The sequence below is a fragment of the Butyrivibrio sp. LB2008 genome, assembly GCF_000621565.1.
Classification (GTDB): Bacteria; Bacillota; Clostridia; order Lachnospirales; family Lachnospiraceae; genus Butyrivibrio.
Window position 1 is genome coordinate 469,329 of sequence record NZ_KK211305.1, and the last position, 18,558, is coordinate 487,886.

The following is an 18,558-nucleotide window of genomic DNA, read 5'->3' on the forward strand; positions in this document are numbered from 1 at the left end:
AATTAGTGCGCAGCCAAGCTATTGAATGGTGTACTATACGTAAATTTGGGGGACGATATGTTTTTTTATGGCGGTTTTGTACGACGGAAATGTACCATAAACAGTAATCATAGGCTCCTCTAAATTTGTTCTGCCATTTTCACAGACAGCTCGGCCACAAAAGGTATATGTTTGGAAATGTGCTGCTTTCGTACGAGCAAGATGATTTTCAAATTTTTCAAAGAACGGGAATGCCGACTTCTCTGAGCAACGTCGAAAGGAGGCATTCCCGTTCTTTGTAAAATTATGAAAATCACTGCGCAGACGTACGCAGCACATTTCCGAACATATACCTTTTGCGGCCGGGCGTAAGTAAAGGCACCCAATCTAGAGCCCCCACTATGTTGCGTAGTGGTAGTGGTTTTGATAAACTTCGAGTGAAGGATGGCTTGGATGAAATGTTTTTGTATGAGAAAAAGAAGCATAAAAAAGACGGACATGAGTATATTGCGATAACCGGATATCAAGGCACAATCAGGAAACTCACGGTGCCCGGTGAGATTGACGGAATTACTGTTGAGGAAATTGGAAACCACTCTTTTTCGGGAAGAGATGACCTTGAAAGCGTACAACTTCCCGAAAGCATAAAGACTGTTTACGGCTTTGCTTTCCACAACTGCAAGTCACTCAAAGAAATAAGCGTATACGATGGAATAATCGATTACTACGACGGCGTTCTCAGACAGTGCGACAGCCTTAAGAGAATAAATGTGACCATAAATGGCGGAAGGTACGAGATAATCCGAAACTTCCTCGCAGATGTGGACAGAACGCTAAGTTTCATGATCCGGATTCATGAAGATGATGGGAGCATTGAAGAAGCTCTTTTGACCTTCCCTGAATTTCTGTATGATTTCAATGAGAATACCATGGCAAGGACCATCCAGTTCTCTATCGGAGGCTCGGGCTATGCGTACAGAGAGTGCGTCGACAGAACATTCATCAATTTCAGGGAGTATGACAAACTATTTGAGAAGGCAATAATAGACGGAAGCGCGATCGCTAAAGATATTGCACTGGGGCGGCTATTGTACCCTTACAAACTTGCGGACGGATACAGAGAAAAATACGAAGACTATGTTTCAGAAAATTTCGGAAGCATTTTTAACAGGATGATAGAAGAGACATCAGAAGCGGAAGATGAGCTTGAGTATATAGGCAAACTTCTTGATTACAGGATGAGTGCGGATAAGGCTCTTTTCCGTGATGAACATATAGAAGCCGGGATAAAAAGAGCTACGGATTCGGGAAAGACTTTGCTGTGTGCGTTTTTGGTCGAGCGAAGCAGAAAGTCCGGCAGTGGTTTTGAAGAATTTAATCTTTTGTAAAAATCGGAGGCTGAGATGGAGAAAGATATGGATCAAGGTACTTCCGGAAGTGCGAAAAGAAGGGAACTTGAGGCGGTTGGCGTAAAAGCGCTTGAGGCGTCAAGGACGGAGCTGTACATCGCCATGAGATTCATGGGCGCGGCGCTTATGAGCCTTAAGTATGAGATGGATCTTTCGACTGTGACCGTAGGTACAGATGCGGTTAACATCAGGTACAACCCTTCGTATATATTAAAGCTCTTTGTCGAGGAGCCGGGGAAGCTTAACAGGACGTATCTGCACATGATACTTCACTGCATATTCAGGCATATGTACACTTCGGCGTTCTATGAGGACGAGAGATTGTTTGACCTGTGCGCGGACATCGTGGTCGAGTCGATTCTCGATGGGATGGACTATCCGTGCATCTACAGAGTTACGTCGGATTACAGGGACAGGATGTATGCGCTTCTTGAGGATGAGCTCAAGGTTTTGACGGTTGAGAAATTATACAGATTTTTTTCCACAGAGGGAAAAGAACTTACGATAGATGAGCTTGAACGGGCAGAGCGGGAGTTTAAGCTGGACGATCACGGTTTTTTCAGAAGGATTCCGAAGGATGAGCCGGAAAAAGAAAACGACGAGGACGAGAAGCTTAAGGAAAAGCTGATAAGCCCGCTTGTTTTAAGGGAAATAAAGGATAAGGAAAAAAACTGGGAGAAAGAGGCAAAGCGCCTTCAGAGCGAGATAGATGCGCTTTCAAGTAGGGCGTCCGATAAGGTCGGCAAGCTTTCTTTTCTCCTGCAGATACAGAATACGTCAAGGACGGACTACCGTGAATTCCTGAAAAGGTTCATGATATTGAGGGAAGAGGGCGGCATCGATCTCGATACTTTTGACTACGGGATGTATTCCTATGGGATGTCGCATTACGGCAATATGCCGCTCATTGAAGAGAATGAGTTCAGAGAGGTTAAGCGGTTAAAAGAGCTTGTAATTGCGGTTGATACTTCCGCATCCTGCACTGATACGCTGCTTGAAGGATTTCTTCGAGAGGCGGCGAAGATTCTTTTGGACAAGGAGAGCTTTTTTCAGAAGATCAGGGTACATCTGATCGAGTGCGATGACAGGGTGCAGAAGGACGAACTTATTGAATCTGTTGAGGAGATGGAGAAGCGCATTGGCAAGATTACGGTCGAAGGCGGCTTTGGAACGGATTTTAGGCCTGTGTTTGAATATGTTGAGAACCTGCGGGGAAAGGGCGAGTTTGAGAATCTGAAAGGGCTCATATATTTTACCGACGGGTACGGTGAATATCCGGAAAAGAGTCCCGATTACGATGTTGCATTTGCGTTTCCGAAAGACGGAGACATAGATGATACGAAGGTGCCGGAGTGGGCGCTAAAGCTTTATGTCTAAGGCGGAACGAATTATGTTTTGCTAAAGTTAAGGAAATGCTTTAATCAGCGTTTTCATAAATATGTGACAAAAGATGAGGAATTAAACATGAACATAAATGAAGCAAAAGATGAAGTGAAAAATGCCGTGAGAGCGTACCTTACAAAGGATGAGAGCGGGCAGTACGAGATTCCCGTAAACAGGCAAAGGCCCGTCCTTTTGATGGGGCCTCCCGGAATAGGAAAGACTGCGATAATGGAGCAGATAGCCTGGGAGCTTGGAATCGGGCTTGTGTCATATACAATAACGCACCACACAAGGCAGAGCGCGATCGGGCTTCCCATGATCTCTGAGAAAGAGTACGGCGGCAGAAAGTATTCTGTGACCGAATATACTATGAGTGAGATAATTGCGGCCGTTTACGACCAGATAGAGAAGTCGGGGGTAAAAGAGGGAATTCTTTTCCTTGATGAGATCAATTGTGTCTCGGAAACCCTTGCTCCTACGATGCTTCAGTTCCTTCAGTATAAGACTTTCGGAACACATAAGCTTCCTGACGGCTATATAATCGTAACTGCAGGAAATCCTGCAAAGTATAACAAGTCAGTCAGGGATTTCGATATAGTAACCCTCGACAGAGTGCGCCAGATCAACATAGAAGAGGACTTTGATGCGTGGAAAGAATATGCCTACAAGGCGGGCGTTCACGGAGCAATTCTCGCTTATCTTGAGATTAAAAAAGATAATTTCTACAACATCAGAACAGAGCTTGAGAAAAGAAGTTTTGTTACCGCAAGAGGCTGGGAGGATTTATCCCGAGTTATCAAGGTTCATGAGAAGCTTGGCATTGTTGTGGATGAGAATCTCGTCAGTCAGTATATTCAGAATGCGGATATAGCATCTGATTTTGCAACATACTATGAGCTTTATCACAGGTACAGAGAGCTTTATAAGATACCGAAGATTCTTGAGGGAGAGGCATTTGAAGATAGGGATGCTCTTCGAAACGGAAGCTTTGACGAGAAACTCAGCATCATCGGACTTCTTACCGATAAGCTTATGGAAGAGTTTAGGGACTATGCAAGAGATCAGGCGGTTCAAAAGAATCTTTTTGCGGTCATGAAGGAGTTTCTTGGTTACTGCGAAAAGAATGCATTAAAGGCGGATTCTGCTTCGGAGTATTTGTTGTCTAAAGCGGATGATGAACTTGAAAAATTAAAAAAGGATGTCGAGACAGGAATGGTGAGCCGCGACGATGAGAAGTACAGGCGAATTGCGGCAGCAGAGCTTAAGAACTGTGCAGAAATTATTGCCAAAGACTGCGATAAGGATCCCGTTTCGGTGGTAAAAGAGTGGTTCAACAGCCGCGAGCTTTCAAGGAAGACTGCAAGTGAAGTCAGCGGAAGACATCTTACAAACAGCCTTGAATTTATAAACCGCGTATTTGGTGATGAAGAGTCTCTCTCGGGAAGCCAGGAGATGGTCATATTCCTTACGGAGCTTTCAAATGCTTATTACAGTCTTAAGTTTGTCCGCGAGACGGGAAACGAAGCGTATTACAAGTATAATAAGATACTGCTTTTGAATGACAGGAGACAGGAGCTTAACGAAGAGATACGCAAGGTTGTGTATGAGCTGGAGTGAGCAATTATGAAGCGTTGGTTTGAAATATAGGATTTATATTGAATAAAAATGGCGCCGGTCGTGAAAATGACCGGCGCCACGTTTATGTAGATGTTTAGTTTGGGGCTTGAGCTTGGTATTCTGCAAGTTTTGCTTTCAGTTCGGCAATTTCTGCATTCTTTTCAGCAATTTCTGCCTTCTGCTCTTTAACTCCTTCTTCAAGCTGGTCCATCATATATTTAACAGTATTATCATCAAGAATCTTAAGTTCTTCAGAAAAAAACATAGTCATCATCCTTTCTGTATTTCGACATATGTTATAAAGGTCATGGTACAGAGGCTTGAAATCGGGATGTGTTTCCAAAAGCGTTGAGATATAATCCGGTTCATCGCAGCCAAGGAAAGTCAGCCATGCGTCCAATTCACTCTTCATACCATTATTATGTAGATTTTCGAGGAAAATATCAACGGGGATAAAGATAAAGTTTTGGAGCATATTCATCTTAAGTCCAGTGTCAGACACGGTAGAAAATTTGTGGACAAATACGTCTTTGTACTCCCTGAATACAGAAGGGGATTTTTCAAGGAATACAATGGTATAGACCGGTGCAATGTCTTTATAAGAAAAGTTTTCTTTGCGAAGGTCTCTAATGCGCTTGTATTGACGGAGCAAAAGATCTGCGGAGTAGCATGAAGCTCTTTCGCCTGTGAAGGCGTAGCCGAGTTTTTGTACTTCGATGTTTGCAAGAGTTCCGTCTTCGAGCTCTACTACGATGTCTGTTATAACAAGGGATGATTCATCTCCGATTCGGGTGTTATCGTTAGTCAGCTGATATTTCACGGTGACTTTTCTTCCTAAGATGCTACTTAATAGTGATGACAGACGCTCAGGAGCATACTCTGGATTGAGAATCTCTTTGAAGTAGCAATCATAAAGCATTTTTACGCCTTTGGAACCTGTGCATATTGACAGGAATTCATTTTGGTGCTTTTCCGGCCAATTGTTGAAGATTGCACGAAGTGTATCATTTGCATTGATCTCTTCGAGTATCTGCTCCTTGGTTTTGATCATTGGAAAATACTTTGCTAGATTTGTTTGGTTACTTTTCATTTGATACCTCACTTATAGAATGTATATAGATTTGGCGAATCGCCATAGCGTCGACATAGAATTGTCATTGAAAGACCGCCGACTCGTTCTATGATAGCAGACAAATATTAAGATTTACCTACGAATTTTCTTAAGATTTCTTGTAGATTACAATTTTTATATTTCTAAGTTCAAAAATTTCCACATGTCGTTCACTCAAAAAAACTGTCGTTCACTAAATAACGCTTGTTTTTTAGGGGGGTAGTAAACTAATTGTCAGTTGTATACATAAATAAAATGCAATTTTTCAAATCTATACATAGTTTTTCTAAGTTATTTAAGTAGTTAGTGTTTTACCATTGATATGCTTATTTTTCATGCAGAGGTTCTTTTCTGCACTCTGAGTTAGACAGTTTTATTACCGATTTTTAATTAAATACATAATTAGGATTACTAAATGAGCAAGAACAAAGCAGTGATTCTTGACAGAGACGGAACAATCAATGTTGATAAGGGATATGTTCATAGAGTTGAAGATTTTACGTACCTTGAAGGAGTAATTGAAGGACTCAAGATTCTACAACAAGAAGGATACATCTTGATCGTTATAACAAATCAGTCCGGAATAGCCAGAGGATATTTTTCTGAGGATGATTACAAGAAGCTTGAAAAGTGGATGATTAATGACCTGAAGGAAAAAAGCGTTAATATTTCGGCATCTTATTATTGCCCACATCATCCGCAGGCAAAAGTGGATAAATACAGAAAAGAGTGTAATTGTCGTAAGCCACGATTAGCCCTTTTCGAAAAGGCAATATCGGAATTTGATATTGATACGGATAATTTGATCTTAGTTGGAGATAAGGAAAGAGATGTTGCCTTTTGCAAGAAATACCAATCTGTCAGAGGAATCGTTATTTATTCAAATGAGAAACATATATTAAATAATATTTCTTATGTTAAGGGAGGATTGTTAGAAGCTGCAAAGCTGATAACAGGATATGCGGATGGAATATTGGATCAAGCAGATTATTGAAGATAAGATAAATCTTTTGAATTCAACTGAGCTTTCAGAATATATGATGTGGCTTGAAAGAGCCGGAGATATGCTTGTAGAAGCATTAAAGAACGGAAAGAAAATTCTGATAGCCGGTAATGGCGGCAGCGCGGCTGATGCACAACACTTTGCCGGAGAAATAGTGGGCAGATTTACAAAAGAGCGAAGATCACTTCCTGCAATTTCTTTGTGCACCGATCCATCTGTAGTTACTTGTATTGCAAATGATTACAGCTATGCAGAGGTGTTCTCGCGCCAGATAGAGGGCTTGGGAACAGAAGGCGACTGCTTTATAGGGATATCAACAAGCGGTAACTCGGAAAACATATTAAGAGCAGTAGATACTGCAAACAATAAGGGATTATATACGATAGGACTTCTTGGAAAAGAAGGCGGAATAGTAGAGGGAGTTTGTGATATCGGGCTTGTTGTTCCTTCTGATTCAACACCGAGAATACAGGAAATACATACATTAAGTGTGCATATTTTATGCGAAATAATTGAAAGGAAGATGTTTACAACCAGTGAAAATCAAAGAGTATACAGACGCAATCTCGCAGAGTTTTTGTAATAAGCAGGTTCTTGTAATCGGAGACCTTATGGTTGACAGATACATAAACGGAAAAGTACGTAAGATTTCACCGGAAGCTCCGGTTCCTGTACTTGATTATAAAGAAAAAAGATATGTTGCCGGAGGAGCAAGCAATGTGGTCAATAATCTTATCGGACTAGGTGCAAAAGCTTCTGTTGCCGGTGTAGTATCGGATGATGATGCGGGAAGGTGGCTAGTGAATGATCTTTCTTCCGGAGGAGCATCTGTAGATGGAATCTTTTTTGATAATAGCAGACCTACCACGATGAAAACGAGATACACGACTAAGGGTTATCAGTTACTTCGTGTAGATAGAGAGATTACGGAAGAAATAAGTAAAGAAGCACAGGACAGTATATATAAGTATTGCGAAAAAGTAATTGGAAAGACAGATGCGGTTATTCTGTCTGATTATCTTAAAGGTGTTCTTAAAGATAAAGATTTTATAAGCAGAATAGTAGCGCTGTGTGAAGCAAACAATGTTTTTGTGGCAGCAGATACGAAAACACTTAACATCGAGTTCTATAAGAATGTAGATATGCTAACTCCCAATATCGATGAGATGGCCAACGCAGTCGGTATGAATGTGGAAACAGAGGAAGATATCAACAAAGCAGGCAACAGGTATCTGGAAGATTCGATGGCGAAAATGTTGGTTCTCACACGAGGAGACAAAGGCATATCTGTTTTTTCAAAGGGAGAGAGTCGCAGAGATTTTCCGGCAAAAGATGTTGAAGTCTTTGATGTTAGCGGAGCAGGAGATACCGTTCTCAGCACTATAACTATGGGAATAATATCGGGACTTAACATAGATGATTCTGTGAAAGTGGCTAATTATGCCGCGGGAGTTGTAATTACCAAAAGGGGAACAGCAGCTATTACAAGTAAAGAGCTGATAAAGACATTAAATGAAGAACAAGATAGTTGAGCTAAGTGAAATATCGGGGATTGTTTCAGCGTGCAAAAAAGCAGGGGAGACTGTGGTAGCAACGAGTGGTTGTTTTGACATTCTTCATGCGGGGCATGTTCAATATCTGGAAAAAGCTAAGGGGTACGGGGATATTCTTGTTATATTTCTAAATTCTGATGAGTCGGTCAAGTTACTAAAAGGCAATGACAGACCTATTGTTCCGGAAAAAGAAAGAGCGGAAGTGCTGTCAGGACTTGGCTGCGTCGATTATATCTGCATTTTTTCAGAAAAAGATCCACGTAAATGTATAGAGAACGTAAAGCCTGATATTTGGGTTAAAGGAGCAGACTACATGGGAGTAGATATCCCGGAAAAAAGTGTGCTCAGTTCGTATGGCGGAAAAATTGAGTATGCGGAGTTTAAAGAAGGATGCTCAAGTACAAATATTATTGAAAAGATTAAAAGTATTGGTTAGGAGAGATAGAAGATGATATTGGTTACCGGCGGGGCAGGTTTTATAGGAAGTAACCTGGTCAGAATGCTTAATGATAAAGGCATAGATGACATTATTATATGCGATCACATATGCGAAACGGATAAGTGGATGAATATGCGCAATAAGCGCTATATAGAGTACATAGAGCGAAGCGAACTCTTAGGAAGACTTAGCGATTTCTCGGGAAAGATAACTCATGTCATACATATGGGAGCATGTTCTGCAACAACAGAAAAGAACTTTGATTTCTTATACAAAAACAATTTTGAATTTACTAAAGCTCTTTGGAAATACTGTGCCGATGAAGGAATAAGTTTCATCTATGCCAGCAGCGCCGCTACATATGGAAATGGCGATGAAGGTTTTGATGATGAGGATGATATAAAGAAGCTAATGCCTTTAAACGGTTACGGATATTCCAAACAACTTTTTGATCTGTGGGCAGAAAAAGAAATACAAAGTGGGAATAAACTGCCTAAGCAGCACGTTGGATTTAAGTTCTTTAATGTATACGGACCAAACGAGTATTTCAAGGGCAGCATGGCAAGTGTAATCTTTCATACATTTAATGATGTTACAAAAACAGGTAAAAAGGGACTGTTTAAGTCATATAAAGAAGGATATGAAGACGGTAAGCAGTTGCGCGATTTTGTGTATGTAAAAGATATTTGCATGGTTATCGATTATGTAATGGATAACAGTGAAGTAAATGGTTTGTTCAATCTGGGAACCGGTACGGCAAGAAGTTTTTATGATCTTGCGATTGCTACATTTGAATCGATGGGAAAAATACCAAACATAGAATTTATAGATATGCCTGAGCAGCTTAGGGGAAAGTACCAGTATTTCACTGAGGCTAAAATGAATAAGCTCAGAAAAGCAGGCTATAAAGAAGAATTCTATTCGTTGGAAGCCGGTGTAAGAGACTATGTGACAAACTATCTGATGGAAGGATACAAGATAAACTGATAATGAGGTTATTTAGAAGACATCTTATTTCACGGATGATTCTGTCAATAAGAAGCAGAGGCATTAAGACTACAGCGGTAAGAGCATTTTCAAAGGTTAAAAGAAAACTGCTTGGAAAAAGATACTATGAACAGATTTTCTATAACGACAGCATAATTCATTTGGCTTTTTATCCGACGGGAGGACTTGGGGATTACATTATCAGCAAGTCTGTGCTTGAAGAAATTCTTGAGATGGCAGATTGCAAAGTGACAGTTTTTTGCGACAAGCCTGCTTTTGCAAAGGCAATATATCGTGATGTGGCGTCAGAGATAAAAGCATATGAAGTCTATGACAGCGAATTTTATAAATATGATCTTGCGCTGAATGTAGAGCATTTCATACATGTTGATAGTTTTAAAGAAAAGAAGCTATGCGTGCTTTCACAGGAATTGGCTAAGCGAATCAGTTATATATGTGACAATTGGGACAAGTTATATGTGGATATAGACCGGCAATGTTGGCGCGAAAGAATACAGTTTGAAAGATGTAGAATAAGCAGGCTTGATAGATGGACAGAGCTTCGCATGGGGAAAGCTTTTGATATTGCGAGTAAAAAAGTGTCTATTCCTATGGATAAAGACGCGAAATCCAAGTGGGATAAGAATTTAGGTAATATCCGCTATATCACGATTAACTACGGAGCAGATGCCATGGTTCCGGGGAAGAAGCAATTAAAACTGTGGAATAAAGAGTATTACGAAGAACTTATAAAGCTGATTCATGCAGCAGATATGAATATAGAAATTGTTCAGCTTGGTGGTAAGGATTCTGAGAAGATTAAGGGAGTAGACAGATATATATTCGGTGAATCCATTGAATATGCCAAGTATGTTCTGAAGGGGAGTTTGTGTCATATAGACTGCGAAGGAGGACTTGTTCATCTGGCTACACAGTTCGGAACGAAATGTATAGTTATTTTTGGCCCGACTCCGAAGCATATGTATGCATATGAACAGAATATAAATCTTGTAAATGAAGAGTGTAATGGATGCATGGGATTGCATGAAGACTGGGCATATGAGTGTTATATGGGATATAAAATGGCCGAATGTATCAATAGCATAAGAGCTAAACGAGTGTTGGAGGAATTGGAAAAGGTTATTCATGAAAACGTTAAGATGCTTAATAAATGACATAAAAAAGTATAGAAAATATATTATCTATTCTGCAAGGGTTGCATTACAAGCTGAAGTTACAAATGCATATTTGGACTGGTTTTGGTGGATATTAGAACCGGTATGTAGCATGTTAATCTATTTTATTATTTTTGGCTATGTATTTAAAAATACCGAACAGTATTATCTTGTTTTTATTTATTCGGCTCTTACTATGTGGTTTTTCTTTAGTAGAACAATCAATGCGAGCGTGAAGCTGATTAAAGCTTCAAAAGGAATAATTACAAAGGTGTATATTCCAAAAACTGTAATCCTTTTAAGTAATATGCTGATTTTTCTATTTAAGATGTTTATTTCCAGTATAGTAGTCGTTGTGCTGATGATGCCGTATAGAGTCAGTATTGATTATCATCTTTTAGGATTGATACCTGTTTTGGGCGTCTTTTTTATTTTCTGTTATGGAATAGGATGTTACTTGATGCATATAGGAGTATTTATAGAGGATATGTCTTACGTTATAGATATTCTTTTGCAGATGTTGTTCTATTTTACGGGGATTTTTTATTCTGTAGGAAAAAGCTTCCCGGCACCATTAGGACAGATATTTGAAACGGTAAATCCACTTGCTTTTTTTATTGCACAGATGAGAAATGCATTGATGTATAAAACAGATATTTCTTTGAAAGGTCTAGCTGTATGGTTTGGAATTTCAGTTGTATTAGCGATAAATGGCAGTTGCATAGTTTATAAAAATGAAAATACATATGTGAAGGTGATCTGATGGATGATATATCAATGAAAGTCGAGAATTTATGCATAGATTACAGACCGCTTAAAAATTTACCATCGATTAAAAAGGTTTTTCATGAATTACCTAAGGACAAGAATAAAGTTATTCATGCGGTAAAAAATGTTTCTTTTGAAACTAAACGAGGGGAAATACTTGGAATTATAGGTAAGAATGGAAGCGGAAAATCTACTATGCTCAAGGCGTTGGCGGGTATTTTTAGGCCGGATGAAGGGAATATCGATCTGAGGGGAAATAGTATATCTCTAATGTCGATAGGTGTTGGATTTAATGAGGATTCAACTGGAAGAAAGAATATTATCTTATCAGGGATGCTTTTAGGTTTTACAGAAGAAGAGATGATAGAGAAAAGCAAAGACATTATTGAATTTGCTGAAATAGGAGATTTTATCGATATGCCTGTGCGAACATATTCATCTGGTATGCATTCGAAGCTTGCATTTGCAATTACGGCAAATCTTGATACTGACATAATGCTTGTAGATGAAGTGCTTGCAGTAGGAGATGAGCGCTTCAGGCAAAAATCATTAGAGAAAATGAAGACACTTATTACGGATAAAAATAGAACTGTTATCATGGTTAGTCATGAAATGAATACTATGGCGGAGCTATGTGATAGGATTCTGTGGATTAATGATGGTGAAGTTAAAGAAATAGGAGATACGCAGAAGGTAATCGATGATTACATTGCCTTTATGAATTTATAAAGATAATTTTTTGGAGTGTAATAGATGAAGAATAAGGAATATGACGTAAGTTTAGTTGATGTGCTTAAAAGAAAGATGTTTCTGAGTAGGTACTTTTTCAATTTAGAGAATATTTCTAAGGAATGTAAAGAGAAATATAAGGATAATCCTAAAAAAGCAATACGATGTCTTTTGTGGTGGAATTTTAAACAGTCACTTAAGATTTTTACAGAAGCACATGCTAATGATTATTGGGAACCATATTTTAATTCTATATATAGAAGTAGTGATGATTCAAAAGTAATGTTTCCTTATGAACAGATACAAAAAGATTCAAAAGTTATTATTTATGGAAATGATGGTAATTCGAGACAGATTATTGAGCAAAACAATATAACAAAGTATTGCAAAATTATAGGCATAGTTGTTGATCAAGAAGAAGGTATGGAGAAAGATATTGAATCAGTACCCATTATAGATAAAATTCCTGATTCAAATAGTTTTGATTATTTAATAGTATCTTATAGTGATCAAAAGAAACAGCAGAAAATATTAGAAGAGTTAGATAACGATAGTTTTCCATTAAGTAAAACTGTATTCGACCTTAAAGAATATAAGGTTCAAAATAAAATTATAAATGATGCTAGGGTAAGAGTATATGTTATTGTTACAGGAGGGCTTGGAGATTATATTGTAGCAAAAAAAGCGCTTTTAGCACTTCAAGAGATAGATTGTAATTCTGTTTTTTTTATTACTTCAAATGATTTAAAGAAAAGAGCTTTTTTGGATGCGATATATTTTGATGTGGCTGGGAGTTATATCAAATACGAAAACGAAAATGAAATCTGCTTTTCGGAATATGATTTAGTAATAAGAATTGATCATATCATAAATGTTCTTTACGCAGATATGGTGAAATTACGAAAAAAATCAAAGGGATTTTATAAATTTGCAGACAAGTGGCTAAATGAATATGACAATGTTAAAGATGTTGTCCAAAGGATGCCATTTGAATCTGTAATACATGTGAATAGAGCAAAGGTTTTAAAACTTGATAGATACAGGATTATGGCATCGTATACATCATTAAATATATGCGATCATAATGTTCCAATAGCGTTAAAGGGAGAGTATAAAAAAGATTTCGATGCTTTAAATCTTCCATTTCAATACATTACAGTAAATTTAGGTGCAGATACCAGACCAGATGGTAAAAAGCAGGTAAAAACATGGCCAATCGAGAATTATAATCGTCTTATAGAAATGATAAAGGAGAAGTATCCATATGTAAGGATTGTTCAAATTGGAAATATTGATAGTCAAAAAATGAAACAAGTAGATGATTATGTATTTGGGTGTCATTTAGAAATAATAAAATTTGTTCTTAAAGAATCGCAATTACATATTGATTGTGAGGGGGGATTGGTTCATCTAGCTACACAGTTAGGTACCTGTTGTGCGGTTATGTTTGGACCAACATTTTATTATAGTTATGAAGAAAATATAAATATATTACCGCGTGCGTGTGGAGAATGCATGGGAACTACAGAGGAATGGTTTACGCATTGCTTGTGCAATGATAGTTATCCTGCAATGTGCATGAAGTCTATTACGCCAGAGTGTGTATTTAAAAATATACAATCAAAACTTGAATCTTTTAAATAAAGAATAGGGGGAAGAAAAATGTTTGGATATTTTAAAGATGTATATGATCGACTTGTTCATATTGAAGGGAAACTTGATGGATTGCAAAATTCTTGTAATGAAATAAAGGGAGTTTGTAACGAAACAAGAATTCGTGTTACGCACATGGAGGAGAGAGCAAATCTTTTTTGGGATAGAACAAAGCCGGCTGAGATGATGTATGGTATTGAGGCTTATATTCAAAATGATTTCTTAATGAAGAACAATCCAGAGCAAGTTCTGCAATCAGATTATTATAAGAAAAGTGCAATGATAAAGGACTTGCTTAAAGTATACAGAATAGTTGATGAACACAGTTGGTTGCATATTGGTTCTAATGGTGATGGGGGATACGTTATTGTTAATGATTTAGACAAGTATGAATCTAAAGTTTTATATGGCTTTGGTGTGTCAGATGATGTTTCTTTTGAAGAATACTTTGCGGATAAAGGGTTTGAAATCTTTTTGTATGATCATACTGTTGCTGCGCCACCGATAGAGCATCCTAGATTTCATTTTAATAAATTTGGCGTTATTGGAAAAAAAGATATCAATCAGCCTGAGTTGAAAACTATAGAAGAAATCATGAATGATAATAATCATGCTGATTGTAAAAATATTTTCTTAAAATGTGATATTGAAGGATACGAAATCGGTGTGCTTAACAATCTTGCAGAAGATAAATTGAACAAATTTGCCCAGATTGTATTTGAATTACATTATCTTACAGATATTGATAAGTTAGATGAGATTAATGCGGCTCTTTCTAAACTTAATAAAACACATAGGTTAGTGCATGTTCATATAAATAATTGTTCAAGAGCAACTTATATAGGTGATTTAATGGTTTCAGATGCGATTGAGGTGACCTATGTCAGGGCTTCTGATTACGAGTTTGAAACGATGGATAGTTATGTATCGGGACAGTTTGATTATAAAAATTTCTATCATAGACCTGAAAGAATTTTTGCTTATAGCAAATGAAGCAGATTTATGAAAAAATTTAATACAGATAAAACTGGAAAAATAAAATATGTTAATGCCATCCTTCGCTTTTTTACACAGATAAAAAAGCCAGATGGCATAATTGACGTTCATAGCAGCAAAGAAATCTTAGTTATATGCTTTGATTCAATAGGCGATGTTGTGATGTTGATTCCTTTTCTAAGGATATTAAAGAGAAACGCTCCCGATGCTAAGATTACACTTGTGTGCAGGCAGTATGCAGAAGAAGTGTTGCGAGATCAGAAGCTTGTCAATCGCTTTTTTATTTGTTCGAACAGGTTGCTGGCATCGAAAAAATACCTTATACGAGACGGATTCAGTGCGTTAGGGGCATTGCGAAGAATTAACAAGCGTAAATATGACATTGCACTGGAACCACGTGGTGATCTTAGAGATATCTTTTTCATGCACTTTTGTAGGTCAGTTAGGAAAGTGTCATACACATATACAGGCGGAGAGTATATGCTGACTGATCCTATAAGCCCGGATGAAAGTGTGATACATCTAATTGATGATAAGATGGTATTTCTGAGAAGAATCGGATGCGATTTCTCTGAAGAAGATATAATCCCGCGAATTGAACTTACTAAGGGGCAGATTGAGGATAATTGCAATTTTGCTGATATTAAAAAGTTAAATGGAAGATATGTTATAGGAATTCATCCTGGGGCTTCAAAAGAAATAAAAAAGTGGAAGAAGTTTCCGGAGCTGTTACTGAAATTAAAAGATATTCCGGATAGCTTTTTTTTATTCTTTTCTGCAACAGGTGATGATGTGGATGTTAAGCCTCTCATTGATTGTTGCAAAGATAATGGAATCGATTATCTGCACATATGCGGAAGCATCTCTGATTATATAAAACGTATGGCACTGTGCGATATGGTTGTGTGCAATGACAGTAGCGCAGCGCATTTTGCATCGGCGCTGGGAATTGAGGTACACGTTATGTTTGGGCCGGTATTGTCAGAGTTTGCTAAACCTTATTCGAATGCAGGTGTTCATGTTTATGAGAAGAATCATGTTGGATGCCGTCCTTGTAATCAGGGAGAGTGCCTTTATGGTAATAGGTGCCTTGAGGAAATATCGGTTGATGAGGTGGCAGAGGGGATATTTAGAAGCATTCCCGAGGGATAATAAAAGGGGCTGTGAAAAAATGATTTCTCATTTTTTCACAGCCCCTTTCCCTAAAATCAATAGCGTGTATGCATGGATTTTTGAAATTTCGCAAGTTCTGCCTCGAGTTGCGCTATTTTAGCATCTTTATTTGCAATAGTAGCTTCTTGTTCGGAAATCTTATTATGTAGCTGTTCTTTTTCGGCATTAGCCTTTTCTTCTGCATCAGTGTATCCTGCGGTGTATTGAGAATTCATTTGTTCTCTGTAACGACGTTGTCCTTCAAGAAGTTCTTTTGCCTGATTATCATAATTTAATTCAAAAATCAAATTGCCCACCTCCTCAATATCAGGATGATTCTTGGCGAGAGACTTGAATTCTTCCCAAGTTGTAGCCTTGAAAAGATTAGCCCAGTAAACAAGGTTGTTATTGATATCTTCATTGGTCGCCTTTTCTGTGTGATTTAATTGTAGCACATTAATGCCGAATTTATCAGTATATAAGCGGTGATTTTTGAGATTGGAAAGGCGGTATTTGGCGTAGAATTCAGGCTCTGCATTTTGTAACAGGTCTTTGTCTGTGATACAGAAAAGTGTAGTCGGTTTAACGAGACTGTAATTCTCGCTTTTGCCAATGTTATCATATGCGCGACATAGATAGATTATTGAACGTGAAGTCCAGTATTTGTCTGGATAAACTTGAAGCTCAATGTTCATAATCTCTTCGCTGTTGAGTATGAGCTTGATGTCCATGATGGTTTCTTTTCCTGCACTGTTTAGGTCGATAGGATTAGTGACGATTATATCTTTTACAGCGGTTGGAGGAATACCTTTCAGGGCGCATACAAGGCCAAGTAATGCGTTTTTAGATTTTTGCATGACGTAATGAAACATCATATCACTGGTAAGAGTGAATTCGATTTTTCCTGTGGCAGTTTCATAAGTTGGTGTTTGAGATTTGTCTTTTGATTTAGACATTTAGATTAATTCCTTTCATAGATAAAAGATTTGGCGATTTGCCATATTGTCGGCTCAGAATTGTCATTGAAAGACCGCCGACTCGTTCTATGATAGCAGACAAATATTAAGATTTACCTACGAATTTTCTTAAGATTTCTTGTAGATAAGAATTTTTACCATGTTAAAAGTATAAATATAATTGTGAGTTTGGTAGAGATTTGATTTTGTAATCCGGAAGTTGTGATAAAATACTGAATGTACAAAACATGAGGAAAATTTAAGACCTTTTGTATATATGTGTATGAGTGATAGGAAGGAACTTTTCTATGAATATAATTCTTTTGTCCGGAGGCTCGGGAAAGCGCCTTTGGCCTTTGTCTAACGATGTTAGAAGCAAGCAGTTTATTAAGATATTTAAGAATGAAGACGGCGACTATGAATCGATGGTTCAGAGAGTCTATAACAAGATAAAGAAAGTAGATAAAGATGCTACGATTACAATAGCAACCAGTAAGAGTCAGATCTCTGCCATTCACAATCAGCTTGGAACTGATGTCGGAATTAGCGTTGAGCCGTGCAGAAGAGATACATTTCCTGCAATTGCGCTTGCTACGGCATACCTTGTTGATGTGCTTGGTGTTTCTGCAGATGAGCCTGTTGTTGTATGCCCTGTAGACCCTTATGTCAATGATGACTATTTTGAGGCTATCAAGAAACTTTCGGATCAGGCGGCTAAGGGCGAGGCTAACCTCGTTCTCATGGGTATTGAACCTACTTATCCAAGTGAGAAATACGGATATATTATTCCGGAAGATAAAAATGACACATCGAAGGTTTTATCTTTTAAGGAGAAGCCTACTGTAGAAGTTGCCAAAGAATACATTTCAAAAGGTGCTTTGTGGAACGGCGGTGTCTTTGCGTACAAGCTTAAGTATGTTTTGAACAAGGCTCATGAGCTTATAGATTTTGAGGACTATAACGATCTTTTTGACAAGTATGGAACTCTTGAAAAAATATCTTTTGACTATGCGGTTGTAGAGAAGGAAGATAAGATTCAGGTTCAGAGATTCGGCGGAGAGTGGAAGGATCTTGGAACGTGGAATACGCTCACTGAGGCGATGACAGAGAACGTGGTCGGAAAAGGCGTAATGAATGAGAAGTGCAGCGGCGTTCATATCCTTAATGAGCTTAACGTCCCTGTGATTGCGATGGGACTTACTGATGTTGTAATATCAGCATCTCCTGAGGGAATCCTGGTTTCCGACAAGGAGCAGAGTTCATATATCAAGCCTTATGTTGACGGGATCGATCAGCAGATAATGTTTGCAGAGAAGTCATGGGGCAGATATCAGGTAATGGATGTTGAGCCTGAGGCGATGACAATAAAGGTTGTGCTTAATCCCGGACATTCCATGAATTATCACAGCCATAAGAACAGAGATGAAGTATGGGTAGTTCTTGCAGGAGAAGGCAGAAGCGTTGTTGACGGTATGGAGCAGAACATCAAGGCTGGAGACGTTGTTACCATGAGTGCCGGCTGCAGACATACGGTTTTTGCGGATACTGAACTTAAGCTTATTGAGGTTCAGCTTGGAAAGGATATCACCGTAGAGGATAAAAAGAAATTTGTTCTTGAATAATATGACAAAAGATGAGGGATGACACG

The 18,558-nt window shown here is 38.2% G+C and carries 17 protein-coding genes; 15 read left to right on the forward strand and 2 right to left on the reverse strand.

What is annotated here, in order from left to right; genetic code table 11:
- The first annotated feature begins 380 nt into the window (after positions 1-380).
- The 3 genes from T356_RS19345 to T356_RS0112100 all read left to right on the forward strand — a co-directional run bounded on the left by T356_RS19345 (position 381) and on the right by T356_RS0112100 (position 4,388).
- Entirely contained in the window at positions 381-1,367 is a 987-nt protein-coding gene (locus T356_RS19345; protein WP_081777827.1) for a leucine-rich repeat protein, read from the forward strand.
- A 15-nt stretch (positions 1,368-1,382) separates the two neighbouring features.
- Entirely contained in the window at positions 1,383-2,765 is a 1,383-nt protein-coding gene (locus tag T356_RS0112095) for a vWA domain-containing protein (RefSeq protein WP_026514706.1), read from the forward strand.
- 87 nt (positions 2,766-2,852) lie between these two features.
- Entirely contained in the window at positions 2,853-4,388 is a 1,536-nt protein-coding gene (locus T356_RS0112100; protein ID WP_026514707.1) for an ATP-binding protein, read from the forward strand.
- 94 nt (positions 4,389-4,482) lie between these two features.
- Here the strand turns inward: T356_RS0112100 and T356_RS19350 are convergent, their stop codons facing one another.
- On the reverse strand, positions 4,483-5,478 hold the full coding sequence (locus T356_RS19350; RefSeq protein WP_035781024.1) for a PD-(D/E)XK nuclease family transposase: 996 nt from the start codon (positions 5,476-5,478) through the stop codon (positions 4,483-4,485).
- A 436-nt stretch (positions 5,479-5,914) separates the two neighbouring features.
- Here T356_RS19350 and T356_RS19355 point away from each other — a divergent pair, with 436 nt between their 5' ends.
- Genes T356_RS19355 through T356_RS0112160 form a run of 11 tightly spaced genes read left to right on the forward strand, consistent with a single transcriptional unit; the run spans position 5,915 to position 15,954 of the window.
- Positions 5,915-6,493 carry a D-glycero-alpha-D-manno-heptose-1,7-bisphosphate 7-phosphatase gene (locus T356_RS19355; RefSeq protein ID WP_081777828.1) on the forward strand — a complete coding sequence of 193 codons (579 nt, stop codon included), beginning with the start codon at positions 5,915-5,917 and terminating at the stop codon, positions 6,491-6,493.
- On the forward strand, positions 6,465-7,085 hold the full coding sequence (gene gmhA / locus T356_RS19360) for a D-sedoheptulose 7-phosphate isomerase (RefSeq protein ID WP_081777829.1): 621 nt from the start codon (positions 6,465-6,467) through the stop codon (positions 7,083-7,085). Before T356_RS19355 ends, gmhA begins: the two co-directional genes overlap by 29 nt.
- Positions 7,039-8,034: a bifunctional heptose 7-phosphate kinase/heptose 1-phosphate adenyltransferase gene (locus T356_RS0112120; protein WP_081777830.1), complete on the forward strand. Its 996-nt coding sequence runs from the start codon at positions 7,039-7,041 to the stop codon at positions 8,032-8,034. Before gmhA ends, T356_RS0112120 begins: the two co-directional genes overlap by 47 nt.
- Positions 8,015-8,491 (forward strand): D-glycero-beta-D-manno-heptose 1-phosphate adenylyltransferase, encoded by a 477-nt coding sequence (gene rfaE2, locus T356_RS20870; RefSeq protein ID WP_026514709.1) that lies wholly within the window; start codon positions 8,015-8,017, stop codon positions 8,489-8,491. The genes T356_RS0112120 and rfaE2 overlap by 20 nt, the downstream gene beginning before the upstream one ends.
- Before the next feature lie 12 nt (positions 8,492-8,503).
- On the forward strand, positions 8,504-9,481 hold the full coding sequence (rfaD, locus tag T356_RS0112130; RefSeq protein ID WP_026514710.1) for an ADP-glyceromanno-heptose 6-epimerase: 978 nt from the start codon (positions 8,504-8,506) through the stop codon (positions 9,479-9,481).
- A 2-nt stretch (positions 9,482-9,483) separates the two neighbouring features.
- Entirely contained in the window at positions 9,484-10,656 is a 1,173-nt protein-coding gene (locus T356_RS0112135) for a glycosyltransferase family 9 protein (protein WP_155839032.1), read from the forward strand.
- Positions 10,628-11,419 (forward strand): ABC transporter permease, encoded by a 792-nt coding sequence (locus T356_RS0112140; RefSeq protein ID WP_026514712.1) that lies wholly within the window; start codon positions 10,628-10,630, stop codon positions 11,417-11,419. The genes T356_RS0112135 and T356_RS0112140 overlap by 29 nt, the downstream gene beginning before the upstream one ends.
- Complete coding sequence (locus T356_RS0112145; RefSeq protein ID WP_035781026.1) at positions 11,419-12,153, forward strand: ABC transporter ATP-binding protein; 735 nt, start codon at positions 11,419-11,421, stop codon at positions 12,151-12,153. The genes T356_RS0112140 and T356_RS0112145 overlap by 1 nt, the downstream gene beginning before the upstream one ends.
- A 24-nt stretch (positions 12,154-12,177) precedes the next feature.
- The gene (locus T356_RS0112150; protein ID WP_026514714.1) at positions 12,178-13,797 is read left to right on the forward strand and encodes a hypothetical protein; all 1,620 of its coding nucleotides are present in this window, start codon (positions 12,178-12,180) and stop codon (positions 13,795-13,797) included.
- 18 nt (positions 13,798-13,815) lie between these two features.
- Entirely contained in the window at positions 13,816-14,799 is a 984-nt protein-coding gene (locus T356_RS0112155) for an FkbM family methyltransferase (protein WP_026514715.1), read from the forward strand.
- A 9-nt stretch (positions 14,800-14,808) separates the two neighbouring features.
- Positions 14,809-15,954 carry a glycosyltransferase family 9 protein gene (locus T356_RS0112160; RefSeq protein WP_026514716.1) on the forward strand — a complete coding sequence of 382 codons (1,146 nt, stop codon included), beginning with the start codon at positions 14,809-14,811 and terminating at the stop codon, positions 15,952-15,954.
- Positions 15,955-16,010: 56 nt separating this feature from the next.
- Here T356_RS0112160 and T356_RS0112165 read toward each other — a convergent pair whose 3' ends face one another.
- On the reverse strand, positions 16,011-16,910 hold the full coding sequence (locus T356_RS0112165) for a PD-(D/E)XK nuclease family transposase (RefSeq protein ID WP_026514717.1): 900 nt from the start codon (positions 16,908-16,910) through the stop codon (positions 16,011-16,013).
- 308 nt (positions 16,911-17,218) lie between these two features.
- Here T356_RS0112165 and T356_RS0112170 point away from each other — a divergent pair, with 308 nt between their 5' ends.
- Entirely contained in the window at positions 17,219-18,532 is a 1,314-nt protein-coding gene (locus T356_RS0112170; RefSeq protein WP_026514718.1) for a sugar phosphate nucleotidyltransferase, read from the forward strand.
- The last annotated feature ends 26 nt before the right edge of the window (positions 18,533-18,558 follow it).